A 17,005-nucleotide genomic window follows, 5' to 3' on the forward strand; every position below is an offset into this window, starting at 1 on the left:
TTTGCAACATGCTATCTAAATTTTTCAGGCTGGAGGAAAACCAGACCACTTTCAAAAAAGAGGTCCTGGCAGGCCTCACTACATTTTCTACCATGGCCTACATACTGGCGGTAAATCCCAGTATTCTTTCACAAACGGGAATGGATTTCCATGCCCTGATTACGGCCACCGCACTCGCTGCCGCCATTGGTACGCTGGTGATGGCATTTTATGCCAAACTACCAATTGGCGTAGCGCCAGGTATGGGACTGAACGCATTTTTTGCCTATACTATCGTAGCCTCGATGGGCTATAGCTGGCAGTTTGCACTCACCGCCGTTTTCCTGGAAGGGATCATCTTCATTTTTCTTTCCATGTTTAAGATACGGGAGGCAATTATCAACAGTATTCCCGGTAATCTGAAACATGCGATATCCGTGGGTATAGGGCTGCTCATCGCCCTGATAGGCATGGCTAATGCAGGTATCATTGAAACAGGTATGCATCATATCGGGAATGATAAATTGGCCGGCGTGGTATTGAAAATGGGAGACCTCACTTCCGCGGGGCCGCTGCTGGCACTCATTGGCGTGATTGTTAGCGCTGTGCTGATGTATAAAGGCGTCAATGCGGCATTGCTTATAGGAATACTGGCGGCAACTTTAGTAGGCATTCCTTTAGGTGTCACACATCTTCCGGAAAATGGACATTTGGTAGGACTTCCGCCATCGATAGCGCCTATCGCTTTCAAAATGCAGTTCGACAAAATCTTTTCCATGGATATGGTGATGATCCTCTTCACCTTGCTGATGGTCAATCTTTTTGATACGGTGGGCACCCTCATTGGTCTTTGTAATAAGGCCGGACTGCTGGACGAGAACGGTCGTCTCCCCAGAGCTAAACAAGCGCTGATGGCAGACGCAGTAGGTACTACTGCAGCAGGACTCCTGGGTACCAGCGTGGTAACGGCTTATGTGGAAAGTGCCAGTGGTATTGCGGCTGGCGGGAAAACAGGACTGACATCTTTCACCGTGGCTATCATGTTCCTGCTGTCTCTCTTTTTCGCACCGGTATTTGCCATGATTCCTCAAGCGGCTACCGCGCCAGCATTGATTATTGTAGGCATGCTGATGATGGGTTCCGTAACGAAAATCGATTTTAATGATGTAACAGAAGCTTTGCCGGCATTCCTGGCCATCGCGATGATGCCTTATTCCTACAGTATTGCAGAAGGAATCGTTTTCGGCATGCTGTCTTATGTACTGCTGAAAGTCTTTACAGGTCAGTATAAGCAGATCAGTCCAGTAATGTATGTACTGGCAATTCTCTTTATCGTAACGTTCTTTGTGAAATAAATTATTCCTTCAGCGTAGCACCTGTGCTGGTCACTTCCAAAGTATGCACTGCATTGGATTTTAAGGCATAGTTGTTACGCTGATGACCTACCGGAAAATTGAAACATACCGGATAGTTGTACATCTTTATGCGATCAAAAATGATATCATAGAGATTTCTGCCGAATTCTTCTCCCGGATCATCTGGCTTGATGCGATTGAAACCTCCTAGAATCAGGCCTTTCAAATGGCTTAGCTTACCCGATCTTTCCAGTGTTCCCAACATACGATCGAGGTTATACAGATATTCTCCTACTTCTTCCAGGAACAGTATTTTTCCATTAGTATCTATTTCAGAGGCTGTACCAGAAACGGATTGTAATACAGAGAGATTACCGCCCACTACTGGCGCGGTGGCCTTTCCGATACGATTGTGGGGATCATTGTCGGCCTTGTATTGCATCTTCGTACCGGTGAGCGACTGGTAAATGGAGTTAATGGTATCCTGCATGATGGCATCTGATCCCCGCAGATCTGAGGGGAAGCTGTTGCACATTTTACTATGGAGACTCACGATGTCGAACTGGCTGTTGACATGGCTGTGGATGGCCGTGATATCGCTGAACCCAATGATCCATTTCGGACGCTTACGGAAATTTTCGAAGTTGAGTTGATCTATCATTCTGGCAGAACCGTAACCACCGCGGGCGCAAAGGATGGCTTTTATCTCCGGATTGTCCATCATCGCCTGAAAATCCGCTGCCCGTTGCTGATCTGTACCGCCGAAGGAACCATCTTTTAAGCCAACAGTATTGCCCATCCGCACGATAAATCCCCAGCTTTCAATAATGCGGATGGCATCACTGATTTCCTCTTTTTTGATATATCCGGCAGGACAGGTAATCCCGATGATATCGCCTTTCTTCAGGTAAGGAGGAATAATGGGTGGTTGGATAGCTTCCTGCGGAATGAAAGAGGCTGCAGACTGTATAGCCGGGAGGGTAGCTCCGGCGGCCAGCAGGGAGGATAAAAAATGCTTACGGTTCATTGAGTCAAAGTAAGCATTTTTCACCTAACTTCTTTACTGCACTTCACGGATGGAGTGATGATGCATGTATCTGCCGTTTTCCAGCTCAATGATGTCGATGATGCGCATTTTGAAAGGCGCACCGATAGTAGTTTTTCCCATGAATGGGCCACGTAGGATGCCGGTAAATGTTTTATGCGTTACTACTTTATTGCCTTCTCCAATCATTTCATGTATTTCCAGGGAAAGCTGGTCTATATTACTCAGTCCTTCCAGGATAAAGGTTTTGAGGGAGTTTTTGTCGTTGGCAAAACCTGCTGGCGCAGTGTGGTTGATAAACCGTGGGTCCACGATTTCATCCAGCGCTTCCATATTGGCTTTTACCAGGCATTCTTCATTAAATCTTCTGACGATGGCTTTGTTTTGTTCGATAGTGTTTTGCATAGCAGGATTATTTGTATGCAAAGGTAGTTGGGGAGACACGGAGCCTGATAACGGAAAAGGCTCAAATAGTAGCAGATTTGGCACGGAATGCCTGTGGCGTCAGGCCGTACTGCTGACGAAAGAGGGAAATGAAATGTGGGATGTGTTCAAACCCGCATTCAAGGCCAATTTCAGCGACCTGTTTATCGGAATTGAGTAATAGTTTGTGTGCGTAAGCGAGGCGTTGTGTGGTAATCCATTTACGTGGACTCGTCTGAAAGTGGCGTTGGAAGTCACGTTTGAAGGCTGCCAGACTTCTGTTGGATAGTTTGGCCAGTTCGTCTAGCCCCAGCGGTTCGAATAGATGTCGTCTCACCACCCATTCAATATCCAAAGACGGAGCCGCTGCAATATCCTGTAATAGCCCCGCAAAGGCGGTCTGCTGCGGAGTGGCCAACAGCAGTAACAGTAGCTCGAATAACTTCAGGGGTAGCAATGGACCAAGCGTACTGGGGGCGGCAGAAAAATACTGCATGAACTGTTGAGAGAACGTTTCCAGTGAGGGCGTCAGCGGAAATACCATCTGGGCGGTATTTTGTGGCGGAGCAGGAAACTGATCGCCATATTTATGCAGGAATTTACTGATATGGTCGTCGGAGAGATAGATGAGCAGACTTTTAAAATCCGTCCCATCTTCCACGATATCGGAGAGGATATGAAATCCTTTGCGGACAAAGAAAACAGAGCCTGCTTCCACTTTAATCGTTCCCTCGTCTGTGTGCAGTAATTTATATCCGTTTAAGACGAAAATCAGGGTATGTTCCCTCAGGAAGATTCTGCGCTTTTCGGCCATGCGTCTTTGTTTCAGCATGGCGAAGTGCCTGTTGCCGACTTTCAGCATTTGCTGACCGGGGAAGTCCTGGGGGAATTTCAGCAGCATATTAGTACACTACCTGGTGGGTGGCTTTAATGACAGAAATGACAAAAATACTTTGGGTATGACTGAGATTATCCAGTTCTCCGAGTTTGTTGACATAGAATTCGCGGTACTCATCCATATCTTTCACCTGTACTTTTATCATGAAGTCGAATTCCCCGGAAATGTTGAGGCATTCTGTGATTTCAGGGAAGTTGAGTATTTCCTGGATGAATTTTTTTCCGTATTTTTTATTGTGTTCTTTCAAGGTAATGTAGCAGAGCACTGTCAATCCTTTTCCGATTTTGCTCGGATCTACGATGGCTGCATATTGTTTGATAATGCCCGCTTGTTCCATTTTGCGAATGCGCTCATATACAGGCGTGGTGCTCATATTCAACTGTGCAGCAATATCTCTCATGGTCATTTTGGCATCCTGCTGTAACAGTTTCAGGATATTCATGTCTTTTTCATCCAGTACAAGTGGTGTTTCCAATATTTTTCTGTTTAGTTGAAAGAATAAATGTGGATTTGGAATAAAACTCCATATAAAGATATAAATAAAGTGTTTTATTCCAAAATTTTAATTCAATATAGATTTGTGTTCTATGTTTTTTAGGTTTGCAACATCTTAAAGCAGCAATATGAACCAAAGAATAATACTTACCATTTCTTGTCTGGCAGTGTTTTTTGAAGCATTGGATGCATCCGTGTTGAATATGGCTATACCGAGTATGGAGCAGTATTTCAATTTTGGGCCGGATGCAATACAATGGGTACAAACAGTATATCTGTTGTTTTATGGAGGATTTGTATTGTTGGGTGGACGGTTGTCTGATATCAAAGGTCGAAGAACAATATATATCACAGGAGCGGCTTTATTTGGCATTGCTTCTTTTGCGGCTGGCTGTGCGGGTAATTTAGGATGGCTGCTGGCATTTCGGGCGATGCAGGGAATAGGAGTGGCATTTGCTATTCCGGCAGCGATATCTATCATCATTAATACTTTTCCGGAGGCGGCAGACAGAAATCGGGCGATGGGAATATTTGGGGCGATGGCCGGTACCGGGTTTGCCACAGGTTTGGCTATTGGCGGTCTTATCAGCGCTTACTGGGGCTGGCAATGGGTATTCTTTATCAACGTGCCTGTAATCGCATTAGCAATAGTTTTTGCCGTATTGTATGTACCGGCAGATAAGCCACAGGAGCATCCGGTAAGTAGTGATTACAAAAGTGGTATCATGATTACGCTGCTGATGTTGGCAGCAGCATGGATGTTGCATTCTTTGGGGAATGTAGGTGCTAATCCCTGGATGTTTCTTGCAACAGTAGTGGGATTCCTGATTCTAGGAACCATATTTATTCGTCGGGAGCGCGTACAGCCGTTTCCGTTAATGGATTTCAGCATATTCAAATTACACGGAACGATTGCAGGCAATTTGGGCGCTTTATTGACCGGAGCTGCATTTGTCAGCTACCTCTTCCTGCTGACGCTTTATCTGCAACAACACCTTCTTTTCAAGCCGGACATGGCTGGATTATTATTGTTGCCTTTCAGTATTATGTCTGGTTTGTTTGGGAAGTTTTTGTTGCCTTACTTTTTCAAAAGGGTAGGCGTAGTATGGGTGGGGATTATCGGGAATATTTTTATGCTCCTGGGTTTCATTTGCTTTTTCTTCAGTTATTTCGGATTCTTTCCTTTGCCTGTGATAGTGTTAGGAATCTTTTGTACTAATACAGTCGGTATTTCTATGATATTCCCCAGCGTTACTATTTTGAGTGTGCAGTCGGCAGGACCACATCAGCAAGGCCTGGCATCGGGGGTAAATGGTACTTCCAATTCTTTGGGTGGCGGATTAGGACTTTCCGTCATTGGCCTGGTGATACAACTGGCGCCGGCGTTACACTGGGATATGCATGGGGTATCTTTGGTTGTATTGATGTTAATAGAATTAGCGGCTATTATTACGCTACTGATTTTTCAGCGAAAGGATGCTGCAATGCCTCATCAACAGCTTGCTTAATTAATTAGCTTAGGGGATTGTTTTGCGGTTTCTGTACCTTTGCGGCAACGTAATAAAAATTATGAGTCAGTTTCCTAATATACACCTGCCATTAAAAGCAAAACTCACATTTACAGCAAATCCTGTAAGTATTGTACCCATCCCTAATGGGGAAATACTGGTCAATTTTGCCAGTCAGCCACTCATTACAAAACTGGATAATCAGTTGCAGATTGTCTGGGAGAAAATTCTCCAGGGACAAACTGTAAATTATGTGAGCAGTAAGTTGTCGGCCTCCCCGGATGGCCACCAGATGGCAATTGCAGGGATCAGCGATATGCGTATCCTGGATGGAGAAGGTACCAAGGTATTGCATACAGTAACACATCAGCCGTGGGGTTATTTCCTTGGATCTGCCTGTTATTTTTCTACTGATGGAAAAACTATCTGGTTTGTAATCCCTGGAAGTGAAGAAGGAAGCAATGATGAGTTGCAGGTTTTGGATGCTACTACTTACGCAGTACTGGCCACTTACACATTAGAAGGACAGCAGGAGTTTGCCTATAATTTCCATCGCACGCCACATGCTGATAAAATAATACTGGAAACATCCGCAGGACAGGACACTAATCAGTTGAAGCTGATTACCTGGAATAATGGCGAGATCACGCTTACAGACCTGCCACAATGTGATGATTGTATCATGGGGAATTTTTCTCCTTCCGGAAATGAGTTTGTAACTGCGCCGCATTACGACGGGCCAGCAGTGATTTTCTCTTTCCCTGCATTTGAACAAGTGGCGTCGGTATCGCAGGATGATATATTCCAGGGCAGTCTGGATTATCCGGCGCATGAACCAGATAGTCTGAACTACACTATTTTCTTCCTGGATGATAAGCGTATACTGGTATTTTCGGAGTTTGGAAGATTACTGGTACTTGATAGGGAAAGTCTTGTTGTTAATGCGGAACTGAAGCCGGAAGGGGTTTCCTTTACTGCATATGACTATGATGGACGTCCTACTACTACCCGCGACAGAATATTTGATTACAGCAGTAATATCATCACCATTACGGTTGTACATCACCAATTACTGGCTACTACCAGTGAAGGGGTGTTGTGCTGTTTTCAGCTGTCATAATACAATTTACAAATCGTGAGAAAGGGGATCAATTAAGCTTGATCCCCTTTTTTTATTGCGGCTAACATCGGGCTTTGAACTTTTTAAGGTGGGGAGATGTATAGGTTTATCTATTATTATTTCTCTCTTACTAACCTTTATTAATACCCCATTTATGAAAACCAAATCATTGTTGAGCGCATGTTTTATCCTGTTTCTGACCTTTAACGCTACAGCCCAGCGAAGTAAAAATCTTGACATGGCTACCATCACAAAAGATATTGCTACTGATCAGCAATATTTTGATGGCATTTTTAAGCGTATTCATCAGCATCCGGAACTTGGGTTTCATGAGTATAATACGGCTGCATTGGTGGCTCAGGAACTAAAGAATTATGGATGTGATACTATCACTCATATTGGAGGAACCGGTGTTGCCGGTATAATGAAGAATGGAGAGGGACCGATAGTGATGTATAGAGCCGATATGGATTGTAACTCAGTCTATGAAACGGCTGATGTCCCTTATGCCAGCAGGGATTCTGTTAAATTGGAAGATGGTACAATTACTCCCGTTATGCATGCATGTGGTCATGATGCGCATACAACATGGATGTTGGCCGTGGCCAAATTCATGAACGATCATAGAAAGCTTTGGAAAGGCACGGTTGTATTCATTGGGCAACCGGCGGAGGAGCTTATTCTTGGGGCCGAAGCGATGGCTGTAAAAGATAACATGTATGAAAAATACCACATCCCTGAACCTAAGTATTTGTTTGGAATTCATACGGCGCCGGTGGCCGTAGGCATGGTGGCTGCAGCTACTGGGGCACGGATGGCAGGAACAGATCAGATTGACGTTACATTTTATGGTATTGGGGGGCATGGAAGTACGCCTAATTTCTGCATAGACCCGGTAGTAATGGCGGCCAATGCTATATTGCAATATCAGACGATTGTAAGCAGAGGAATTAACCCTAAAAACGCGGCTGTGTTGACCGTGGGTTCTGTGAAAGCAGGATTGGATAATAATGTCATTCCACCTAGCGCCTTGTTGAAGGTAAATCTCCGTTGGTATAGCCATGCAGACAGGGATACCATGATCAATTCTATCATTCGGATGGACAAGAGTATTGCCAGGGCTTATGGCATGCCGGAAAAGGATAGTCCGACCCATGTTTTCAAAGGATGGGCAGAACCTTTAGTGAATGCACAAGCGCTGACTCAAACATTACAGGCATCATTTAAGCAGAACTTGAAGGAGTCGGATTCCACTATTACCTTACTTGATGAAACAATTCTACCGTCTGTGATGGGATCTGAAGATTTTCATCATCTGGTATTGCATTTAAAACCTACTGTAGAGTATTGTTATGTTCAGGTGGGTGTTGCCAATCCGGAGGATTTTGCCAATGCCTGGAAAAAGGGGGAACTTCCTTTTAATGCGCATAATGGCGACTTCAAACTGGATCTGACTGCGCTTCCCTATGGAACGAAAGTGGGCGTAGTATCTATGCTTACTTTGTTGGGGAATGAAGCTGCTTTGGCGAAAAAGTAGTGTCGGATAAACTGGCATTCACATAAAAGCAACAGGCTGTATCGATGAGCGATACAGCCTGTTGCTTTTATGAAGGTTGTTATTAATTCCTGGTGTTCATCTTAATATCTTCATTCTCTCCTTTTTGGATGATGTAGATATTTTTATTCTCGAAGTAAGAAGGCGTTTGTTCTCCTTCTTTGATGTAAACAGGTTGGAAGTTGTATTGGGAGATGATTTTGGGAGACTCGTTCACCTCTGCATTGAAATACACTCCATTTTGTCTGAGTTGGCGTACAAAGTAATAGGTCATATCAAAACCTTTGAAGGCCATGTCAGAAGGGCGTGCGCGGTATGTTTTGCGGAAGTAGTCCGTTACATAGCGGCTGTATGGATCATTTTTATCGTTGAAGTAAGGAGAAGAGTAGTAGATCTGCATGCCTTTGAATTCCGGTTCTTTGAAGCGGAAAACATCCCATGTTGGCATTCCGTAGATCTGCATTGGATAAGTAGCAGCGTTGGTATTTAGTTTACGGAGCAATGTTTTTGCGCCATTTTCATCCAGTGCAGTAACAATCACGATATTGGTACGATCTGTCAGCAGGTATTTGGACAGTTCTTCCGGCGTAGTGCCTTCCTGCCAGATCACTTCGCGGATGCGTGACTTTTTCGGATTGTCCATTTTTTCGTAGGCTGTTTTAAAATCAGCAGCCATGCGATTTTCAAAAGCAGTGTTTCTGCGTAGCAGTACGATGTTTTTGCTGGAGAAGCTTTCCTGTACATATTTCTGAATGGCTTCGCAGTGTGTTTTCAGCGTGCTGTTGGAAATAAAGAGGAAAGGGTTGTCTGTTACGCCGCCATCGTTGGGGTATGTAGCAGAGATGAAGTTGATATTTTTATCGCGGGAGAAATCGCTGAGTTCTTTCAGGTCTGGGTTGGTAACGGAACCGATGATCAGGTCAGTAGCGTCCAGCACTTTAGAGTGGATGAGATTGGAAACAGACTGTTTGCCTTTACTGTCGTATACGGTTACACGGAGGTTGTAGCCTTGGCTTTGGAGGGAGTCCAGTGCCAGTTGGGCGCCTTCGTAGAACTCGAGGCCGGGTAGTACATAGCGTGGCATGGTACGACCAGCAATATCGTTGGAGCCAGCAAAGGCGGAGTCGAGGTATAATGGAGCGAAGATGGCCACATTATAGGACGCTCTTTTCACGTCTTTGGCGAAAGCGGGAACATTAAAGGGGATTTTTTTGTCGGCTTTGGGTTCCGGCTTTTTCTCGGGGGCTGGTTTGTTGGTGGTGGCTGTAGGAGGGGGAGCCGGTCTGGAAACGGTTTTGCGGGAAGAGGAGCAGGCACTGAAAGCTAATGCTACAGCGGCTCCGGCCAGCAGGTGTTTTATAGAAAAAGATAGGTTCATAACAATTGGCAGTTTGTGTGCTTGATATAAATTTAACAACCGATCGGCAGCTACTGCATAAGTTGTGCCGATCGGTTATTTGAAAGTCCAAAATCCTCTTATTCCCACTCGATGGTAGCAGGAGGTTTGGAGCTGATATCGTAAACAACACGGTTAATACCTTTTACCCTGTTGATGATGTCGTTAGACATTTTTGCCAGGAATTCGTATGGCAGATGGGCCCAATCGGCGGTCATACCGTCTACGGAGGTCACAGCACGGAGTGCTACAGTGAATTCGTAGGTACGTTCGTCGCCCATAACGCCAACGCTTTGAACAGGGAGGAGGATAGTGCCTGCCTGCCAAACTTTGTCGTACAGTCCTGCTTCGCGGAGACCTTCCACATAGATAGCGTCTGCTTCCTGGAGCATTTGTACTTTTTCAGGAGTGATGGCGCCGAGGATACGGATAGCGAGACCTGGGCCTGGGAACGGATGGCGTCCGAGGAAGATATCGCTGATGCCGATTTCGCGACCTACACGGCGTACTTCGTCTTTAAAGAGGAAGCGCAGTGGTTCTACCAGTTGCATGTTCATTTTTTCTGGCAGGCCGCCCACGTTGTGGTGGGATTTGATGGTAACGGAAGGACCATTTACAGAAACGGATTCGATTACATCTGGGTAGATGGTACCTTGTCCGAGGAAGGATATATCTTTCAGTTCAGCAGCTTCATGTTGGAATACTTCGATGAAGAGGCGACCGATGATTTTACGTTTCTTTTCTGGATCGGAAACGCCGTCCAGTTGGGCGTAGAAGAGATCTTTAGCGTTGATACCTTTTACGTTGAGGCCCATGTGTTTGTAAGATTCGAGGACGGTTTCGAATTCATCCTTACGGAGGAGGCCGTTATCCACGAATATGCAGAAAAGGTTTTTGCCGATGGCTTTGTGGATCAGTTCTGCAGCTACAGTACTGTCTACTCCACCGCTGAGAGCCATTACCACTCGTTTATCGCCCACTTGTTCCTTGATTTTGGCGATCGTTTCCTGAACGAATTGCGCCGGAGTCCAGTCCTGTGTGCAACCACAGATATGGAGGAGGAAGTTGCGGATGATTTGTTTGCCTTCCAGGGAGTGGGTTACTTCCGGATGGAATTGCAGACCGAAGATAGGGTTTGCGGCAACGGAAGTGCTTTTGAAGGCGGCTACCGGGATGTTTTCGGTGGTAGCGATGATGTCGAAGGATTCAGGAATGCGTTTGATGGTATCGGAGTGGCTCATCCAAACCTGGCTTTTTCCTGAGATATCGTACAATAACTTTTCCTCTTTGTCATTGTGTTCCATAAAGGCGCGGCCGTATTCGCGGATATTACTTTTAGCCACTTCTCCGCCGAAGTTTTTAGCCATCAGCTGTGCGCCGTAGCAGACACCCAGTACAGGTACTTTGGCAGCCATAGCTGCGATATCTACAGAAGGAGCATTTGGATCATTCACGGAAAACGGACTTCCGGATAAAATAATTCCTTTGATGGATTCGTCCCAGGCAATTGGCTGGAGACAAGGCTTAATTTCGCAATAAACATTCAGTTCGCGGATGCTGCGAGCGATGAGCTGCGTATACTGAGAACCGAAATCGAGGATAAGTATCTTTTCTGTCATGGTGGTGCAAAGATAAAGTCATTCCCCGAAATTCGGCTTTTGAAATTCCAAATTCCGAATTCTGGTTGTATATTTCGGAATAATCTACCTATTTATGAGAATGAACTTATGCCGTTTTACCTGGCTGCTATTACCCCTGACTGCCATTGCTCTTTTCCCATCCTGCAACATTGTAACCGTTAATGGTAACGGAAATGTAATTAAGGAAGAACGTCCGATTACTCCTTTTACCAGTTTGGCCGTAAAAGCTGGGATGAAGGTGCATTTGCAGCAGGGCGAAGCTAAAACAGCTGTGATAGAAGCAGAAAGCAATATTGTTCCACTGATTTTACTGGAGCGGGAAGGCGATAAATTGACGATTAGGCTCAAAGACGATGTTAATGCGAGAACACATAAGGCGTATGACGTGTATCTCTCTACAACCGAATTAAATAAAGTAGTAGTTGCTGGCGCCGGAGATATTGAATTGGAGGGTACATTCAGCAGCAAAGATGAGATGACGGTTAAAATTGCTGGTGCAGGCAGTATTACCGGTAAAGTGGATGCTCCTAAAGTTTCTTCCAGCATTGCTGGCGCAGGAGATATCAAACTCACTGGTCAAACCAGGGATCTGCATGTATCTATTGCCGGTGCAGGTAATTTCATCTCCCCGGACCTATTGTCTGAAAATGCCAGCGTTTCTATTGCAGGTAGTGGCGATGCACGCGTACATGCCAGCGTAAGTCTGAAAGCAAAAATTGCTGGAGCGGGTAGTATTATTTACAAGGGATCTCCGCAGGTTAGCTCATCCATCGCGGGTTCTGGCACTATTCAGAAAGCTGAGTAAAATATTTTTTACAAAATTTTAACATATTTTGTATCATAAAACGACTGATTGTTAGTTATTTAGATGATTCAAAGTCCTTAAGTCCAGGTACTGCACCAAATTAATAGTAAGCCGATTGTGGCAGTACCTGGCCTGGGGCACAAGATAAAAAGCTCCAACTAAGTCCCCATTTCCTCCCCATATGTTCAGCAATGCTTATATCAAATTATCTTTAAATCATATAAATGATAATATCTTTTTTGTAAGTTTACAGCTTGAAATTGTTGAACCTCCTGTTCTTTTATGAATGTAAAACCGAAGGTCCTGGTAGTATATTATACGCAAACCGGACAACTGAAAAGGATTGTAGATCATGTGTTGGCGCCGCTGGACGGCAAAGTGGATGTAACCTATGAGCAACTGGTTCCTGTGGAGCCTTTTGTTTTTCCATGGAAGAAGCAGACATTTTATGACACGATGCCGGAAACAGTATTGGGCAGGCCGCGTGGTATTCAGCCGCTGAAAGTGGATGTGAATGCGCATTTCGACCTGGTGATACTGGCTTACCAGCCTTGGTTTTTATCGCCTTCCCAGCCAACGGCGGCCTTCCTGCAAAGTGAGCAGGGCGCACAGTTGCTGAAAGGGAAGAATGTGATCACCCTGTTGGGAAGCCGCAATATGTGGCTGAACGCACAGGAGAAAGTAAAAGGATATCTTGATAAGGCTGGTGCAAAGTTGGTTGGAAATATTGTACTTGTTGATAAATCCCCTAATCTGGTTTCATTAATCACTGTTTTACGCTGGGCATTTAAAGGTAAAAAAGAGGCTACCCGCTATTTACCACAAGCTGGCGTACAGGAGAATGAAATCGTTACCAGCAATAGGTTTGCGGCTCCGATAGAGAAGGCGCTTTCCAATAATAGCTGGAATACCCTTCATCCGGAATTGTTGGCATTGGATTCTGTAGAACTGCTGCCTAACCTGATCCTGCTGGAAGACAGAGGCATCAAGGCGTTCCGTTACTGGGCCAAATTTATCAGCGCCAAAGGCGGACCAGGCGCAGAGGCGCGCCAGCCGCGTGTTACGATGTACAGGTCATTGTTGTTGGTAGGTATTTTTGTACTGACACCCATTACACTTATATCTTCTCTCATCAAATTAAATCTCAAGAAAAACGAGCTCCAACGCGAGGTTGAGTACTATAAAGGTATTTCCCTGCGCTAGGTGAAAGAGGAATTTTCTATGCCAGCCCGAAATTCCCAGGGCCGTTTTTGTCTGGTGGCGTAATAATTGTAATTCAGATTAGAATTCTATATTTACGTCCGTATAGTATTTTATACAAATCAAAACATGTTTTTCACCGTGGCGCTGCTAAGGTTTAGCATGTAACCTTAATAGTCGAATTATTTTCAAATGAAGGAAGTATATATAACCAGGCTCTCTAAATTTTTACCGAACAAGCCTGTCGAAAATGATGAAATGGAAAGCATTCTTGGGATGGTGGATGGAAAAGCCTCCCGTATGCGTCTGAAGATTTTGGGAAATAACAAAATCAAAACCCGTTATTATTCGCTGGACAACGAAGGTAAATCCACTCATACCAATGCGGAAATGACTGCTGAAGCGGTAAAAGCGCTGTTTGATGAGAAAAATCCCATCAACAACCTCCAATTATTGGCCTGTGGTACAACTTCTCCTGACCAGATGCTGCCTAACCACGCAGCGATGGTGCACGGTTTGCTGAAATGCCAGCCTGTTGAACTTATTGCTGCTACCGGCGCTTGCGCTGCTGGTATGCAAGCCTTCAAATATGCCTGGATGTCTATCCGTTGCGGAAATACTTCCAATGCGGTAAGCACCGGTTCTGAGAAATTCTCTGCATGGATGCTGGCGGAAAAATTCCAGCCGGAAGCAGATGCACAGAAAGCCCTCGAACAAAATGGTTTTATCGCCTTTGAAAAAGACTTCCTCCGCTGGATGCTCTCCGATGGCGCCAGTGCGGCCCTCTTCTCTGATAAACCAAATGAAGAAGGACTGTCTCTCCGCGTAGACTGGGTGGAAATTGCTTCCTATGCCCATGAACTGGAAACATGTATGTATTCCGGCGCAATCAAAACGGATGATGGCGAAACCAAAGGCTGGATTGAAATGACTCCCGACGAATGGGCGTTCCATAGCGTATTCTCCTTCAAACAGGATACCCGCCTGCTCGGAAAAAATATTGTTCCTTCCGGAGCACAAATGTGGAAACAACTCGTAGAGCGTTATAATATTAACCTCGATGAGATCGACTGGTTCCTGCCTCACCTCTCTTCTGAATTCTTCCGCCTTAAAATCGAGGAGGAAATTAGCCGTATCGGCGTTCCTATTCCGCTGGATAAATGGTTTACCAACCTGGCGAATGTAGGTAACGTAGGTACTGCATCTCCTTACCTGATGCTGGAAGAACTGATGAATACCGGTCAACTGAAAAAAGGTCAGAAGATTGTGATGATGGTTCCGGAAAGTGCACGTTTCTCTTATGCTTACGCTCAGATCACTGTTGTGTAAGTATTCACCTTTAAAACTGCTGCCATGAAAAAAGAGGAAGTACCACAGGATAGCGACAACCTCCATGAGGGTACATTCAAACAGATTATGTATGCGGTGGATAACTCAGGAAGTTATGTGCAGGTGCAAAGTGCAGGCTGGGAGCCTGAAAACATCGCACTGGGACAGGCCTGGGAAGAAGTGAATCAACGAATAGAAGCTGCCAGGCAACGGGTGCTGACCGGAGAAATCAGTCCGGTAGCCTATTACATGGAAAAGAATATCATGGATTTGCCCCTGCTGGCAAACTATGTAGGCAAATTCCAGTGGCAGGTAAAGCGACATATGAAACCCGCTGTATTCCGGCGACTCAGCCAGAAAATGTTGCAGCGCTATGCCGATGCTTTCAAGATTAGTATCTCAGATCTGCAGCAGATCAAATAAATAAATCGCCAGTTTCAGACGGAGTTTCGATTACCGGAACTCCGTCTGATTCTTTGGGATATATAAAATGTTATGAACGATATTCAATTCCATCACTCACAAACAGCACACTGTGAAAGCGGTGTCATCTCCAATCTGCTGGGGCATCATGGCCTGAAAATCAGTGAACCAATGGCTTTCGGTATTGGAGCAGGCCTTTTCTTCGGCCACCTGCCGTTTGTGAAGGTGAATGGCGTGCCTGGAACAACCTACAGAATATGGCCTGGCGCTATATTCCAGCGTGTATGCGACCGGCTCGGTGTGAAAATGAAAGCGCAGAAGTTTAGCAGCCCCGAGAAAGGAATGGCCACTCTGGATGAAACTATTGCTGCCGGAACCCCGGTAGGATTGCAATCCAGCGTTTATTATCTGCCTTATTTTCCTCCTTCTTACCGCTTCCATTTCAATGCGCATAACCTGGTTGTGTATGGAAAGAAAGACAATAATTATCTGGTCAGTGATCCGGTAATGGATACGGTGACGGAGATTGATCCGGAAAGCCTCATTCAGGCCCGCTTTGCGAAAGGGTTCCCTGCGCCTAAAGGAAAAATGTATTATCCTGTTAGCGTACCTACCCAGGTATCTTTCGAAAAACCGGTGATCGAAGGTATCAAGCAAACCTGCCACTATATGTTGAAGGTACCAATACCCATGTTTGGCGTAGATGGTATCCGATTCCTGGCAAAGAGAGTAAAGAAATATCCGGAAAAACTGGACGACCGCCGTGCTGCCCTTTACCTGGGCAATATCATCCGTATGCAGGAAGAAATTGGTACTGGTGGCGCCGGATTCCGTTTTGTATATGCAGCCTTCCTGCAGGAAGCTGCCCCCATTCTCAAAAAACCGGAACTGGAAAAACTGGCGGGAGAACTCACGCAGATCGGTGATCTGTGGCGCAACTTCGCCTTTTCAGCAGGCCGCGTCTGCAAAAGTCGCAGTGCAGATAATACTTCCTATAGCGACCTGAGCGAAATGCTCTTCAGAACTGCTGCCGCCGAGGAAGCCTTTTTCCGTAAACTCAGTAAGGCAATTTAAATTTCAGATATGGCCGGCATTGTCGTAAAAGATTTGTATAAAACGTACAAAGGTGCAGAGGAACCAACGCTCAAAGGCCTTTCCTTCTCATTTAGAGAGGGAAGCATTGCGGGCTTACTGGGACCTAACGGAGCTGGAAAAACCACCACCATTTCAATTATTTGCGGCCTGGTGCGTGCAAACGATGGCCAGGTATTGATCAATGATATGCCCCAGGATGCAGCGCATCGGGAACGTATCAAAAAGTTGATTGGCGTAGTGCCGCAAAGAATTGCACTTTATCCGCAACTGAGCGCAGTAGAAAACCTGACCTATTTCGGGAACCTCTATGGTTTCAAAGGAAAGGCACTGCTACAGCGGATTATGGAGTTACTGGAAGTATTCGGACTGGAGAAAAGCGCTCATAAAGAAATTTACAAATACTCCGGTGGTATGAAGCGCAGAGCTAATATCATCGCAGCTATATTACATAATCCATCCCTCCTTGTATTGGATGAACCCACCGCAGGTGTGGACGTACAATCAAGAGGAATGATTCTGCAATTCCTGCGTGACTACAACCGTCAGGGCAACAGTATCCTGTATACGTCGCACCTGCTGGAAGAAGCACAATCATTATGCGAGGAGGTGGTAATTATGGATGAAGGACAGATGATTGTGCAAGGCAATCCGAAAGAGCTGATACAATCGCAGCCAACCTGTGATAACCTCGAAGATGTATTCCTGCACTATACCGGTCATGCCTTACGCGATTAACACT

The 17,005-nt window shown here is 45.4% G+C and carries 16 protein-coding genes; 10 read left to right on the plus strand and 6 right to left on the minus strand.

The features are described from left to right. Positions 1-8 precede the first annotated feature (8 nt). Positions 9-1,334, plus strand: a complete 1,326-nt coding sequence (locus tag CLV59_RS09200) for an NCS2 family permease (protein ID WP_111591745.1) — start codon at positions 9-11, stop codon at positions 1,332-1,334. Position 1,335: 1 nt separating this feature from the next. Here CLV59_RS09200 and CLV59_RS09205 read toward each other — a convergent pair whose 3' ends face one another. The 4 genes from CLV59_RS09205 to CLV59_RS09220 form a co-directional block, all read right to left on the minus strand. Continuing rightward, positions 1,336-2,361, minus strand: a complete 1,026-nt coding sequence (locus CLV59_RS09205) for a S66 peptidase family protein (protein ID WP_111591746.1) — start codon at positions 2,359-2,361, stop codon at positions 1,336-1,338. 33 nt (positions 2,362-2,394) lie between these two features. Then, the gene (locus CLV59_RS09210; RefSeq protein ID WP_111591747.1) at positions 2,395-2,784 is read right to left on the minus strand and encodes an ester cyclase; all 390 of its coding nucleotides are present in this window, start codon (positions 2,782-2,784) and stop codon (positions 2,395-2,397) included. Positions 2,785-2,845: 61 nt separating this feature from the next. Beyond that, positions 2,846-3,703, minus strand: a complete 858-nt coding sequence (locus CLV59_RS09215) for a helix-turn-helix transcriptional regulator (protein WP_111591748.1) — start codon at positions 3,701-3,703, stop codon at positions 2,846-2,848. 1 nt (position 3,704) lies between these two features. Further along, positions 3,705-4,175 (minus strand): Lrp/AsnC family transcriptional regulator, encoded by a 471-nt coding sequence (locus tag CLV59_RS09220; protein ID WP_245950841.1) that lies wholly within the window; start codon positions 4,173-4,175, stop codon positions 3,705-3,707. A 148-nt stretch (positions 4,176-4,323) separates the two neighbouring features. On the opposite strand from CLV59_RS09220, the gene CLV59_RS09225 reads away from it, so the two are divergent. The 3 genes from CLV59_RS09225 (at position 4,324) to CLV59_RS09240 (ending at position 8,360) form a co-directional block, all read left to right on the plus strand. Continuing rightward, positions 4,324-5,703, plus strand: a complete 1,380-nt coding sequence (locus tag CLV59_RS09225; protein ID WP_111591749.1) for an MFS transporter — start codon at positions 4,324-4,326, stop codon at positions 5,701-5,703. 61 nt (positions 5,704-5,764) lie between these two features. After that, positions 5,765-6,823 (plus strand): hypothetical protein, encoded by a 1,059-nt coding sequence (locus CLV59_RS09230; RefSeq protein WP_111591750.1) that lies wholly within the window; start codon positions 5,765-5,767, stop codon positions 6,821-6,823. Between the two features lie 154 nt (positions 6,824-6,977). Beyond that, entirely contained in the window at positions 6,978-8,360 is a 1,383-nt protein-coding gene (locus CLV59_RS09240) for an amidohydrolase (protein WP_211323783.1), read from the plus strand. 82 nt (positions 8,361-8,442) lie between these two features. On the opposite strand, the gene CLV59_RS09245 is transcribed toward CLV59_RS09240, so the two are convergent. After that, the gene (locus tag CLV59_RS09245) at positions 8,443-9,756 is read right to left on the minus strand and encodes an ABC transporter substrate-binding protein (protein ID WP_111591753.1); all 1,314 of its coding nucleotides are present in this window, start codon (positions 9,754-9,756) and stop codon (positions 8,443-8,445) included. Positions 9,757-9,854: 98 nt separating this feature from the next. Beyond that, positions 9,855-11,393, minus strand: coding sequence for a glutamine-hydrolyzing GMP synthase (gene guaA / locus CLV59_RS09250; RefSeq protein ID WP_111591754.1), 1,539 nt, complete (start codon positions 11,391-11,393; stop codon positions 9,855-9,857). 94 nt (positions 11,394-11,487) lie between these two features. Between guaA and CLV59_RS09255 the strand changes: the two genes are divergently transcribed. The 6 genes from CLV59_RS09255 to CLV59_RS09280 all read left to right on the plus strand — a co-directional run bounded on the left by CLV59_RS09255 (position 11,488) and on the right by CLV59_RS09280 (position 17,001). After that, positions 11,488-12,219, plus strand: a complete 732-nt coding sequence (locus tag CLV59_RS09255; RefSeq protein ID WP_111591755.1) for a head GIN domain-containing protein — start codon at positions 11,488-11,490, stop codon at positions 12,217-12,219. A gap of 282 nt (positions 12,220-12,501) precedes the next feature. Then, on the plus strand, positions 12,502-13,422 hold the full coding sequence (locus CLV59_RS09260; RefSeq protein WP_111591756.1) for a hypothetical protein: 921 nt from the start codon (positions 12,502-12,504) through the stop codon (positions 13,420-13,422). A 189-nt stretch (positions 13,423-13,611) separates the two neighbouring features. Further along, positions 13,612-14,748 (plus strand): beta-ketoacyl-ACP synthase III, encoded by a 1,137-nt coding sequence (locus CLV59_RS09265; RefSeq protein WP_111591757.1) that lies wholly within the window; start codon positions 13,612-13,614, stop codon positions 14,746-14,748. Positions 14,749-14,772: 24 nt separating this feature from the next. After that, entirely contained in the window at positions 14,773-15,171 is a 399-nt protein-coding gene (locus tag CLV59_RS09270) for a hypothetical protein (RefSeq protein WP_111591758.1), read from the plus strand. A 72-nt stretch (positions 15,172-15,243) separates the two neighbouring features. Then, positions 15,244-16,245: a BtrH N-terminal domain-containing protein gene (locus tag CLV59_RS09275; RefSeq protein ID WP_111591759.1), complete on the plus strand. Its 1,002-nt coding sequence runs from the start codon at positions 15,244-15,246 to the stop codon at positions 16,243-16,245. Positions 16,246-16,254: 9 nt separating this feature from the next. Next, a complete protein-coding gene (locus CLV59_RS09280; RefSeq protein ID WP_170137689.1) occupies positions 16,255-17,001 on the plus strand; it encodes an ABC transporter ATP-binding protein in 747 nt (248 codons plus the stop codon). Positions 17,002-17,005: the final 4 nt, after the last annotated feature.

The sequence above is a fragment of the Chitinophaga dinghuensis genome, from assembly GCF_003259435.1.
Taxonomy (GTDB): domain Bacteria; phylum Bacteroidota; class Bacteroidia; order Chitinophagales; family Chitinophagaceae; genus Chitinophaga; species Chitinophaga dinghuensis.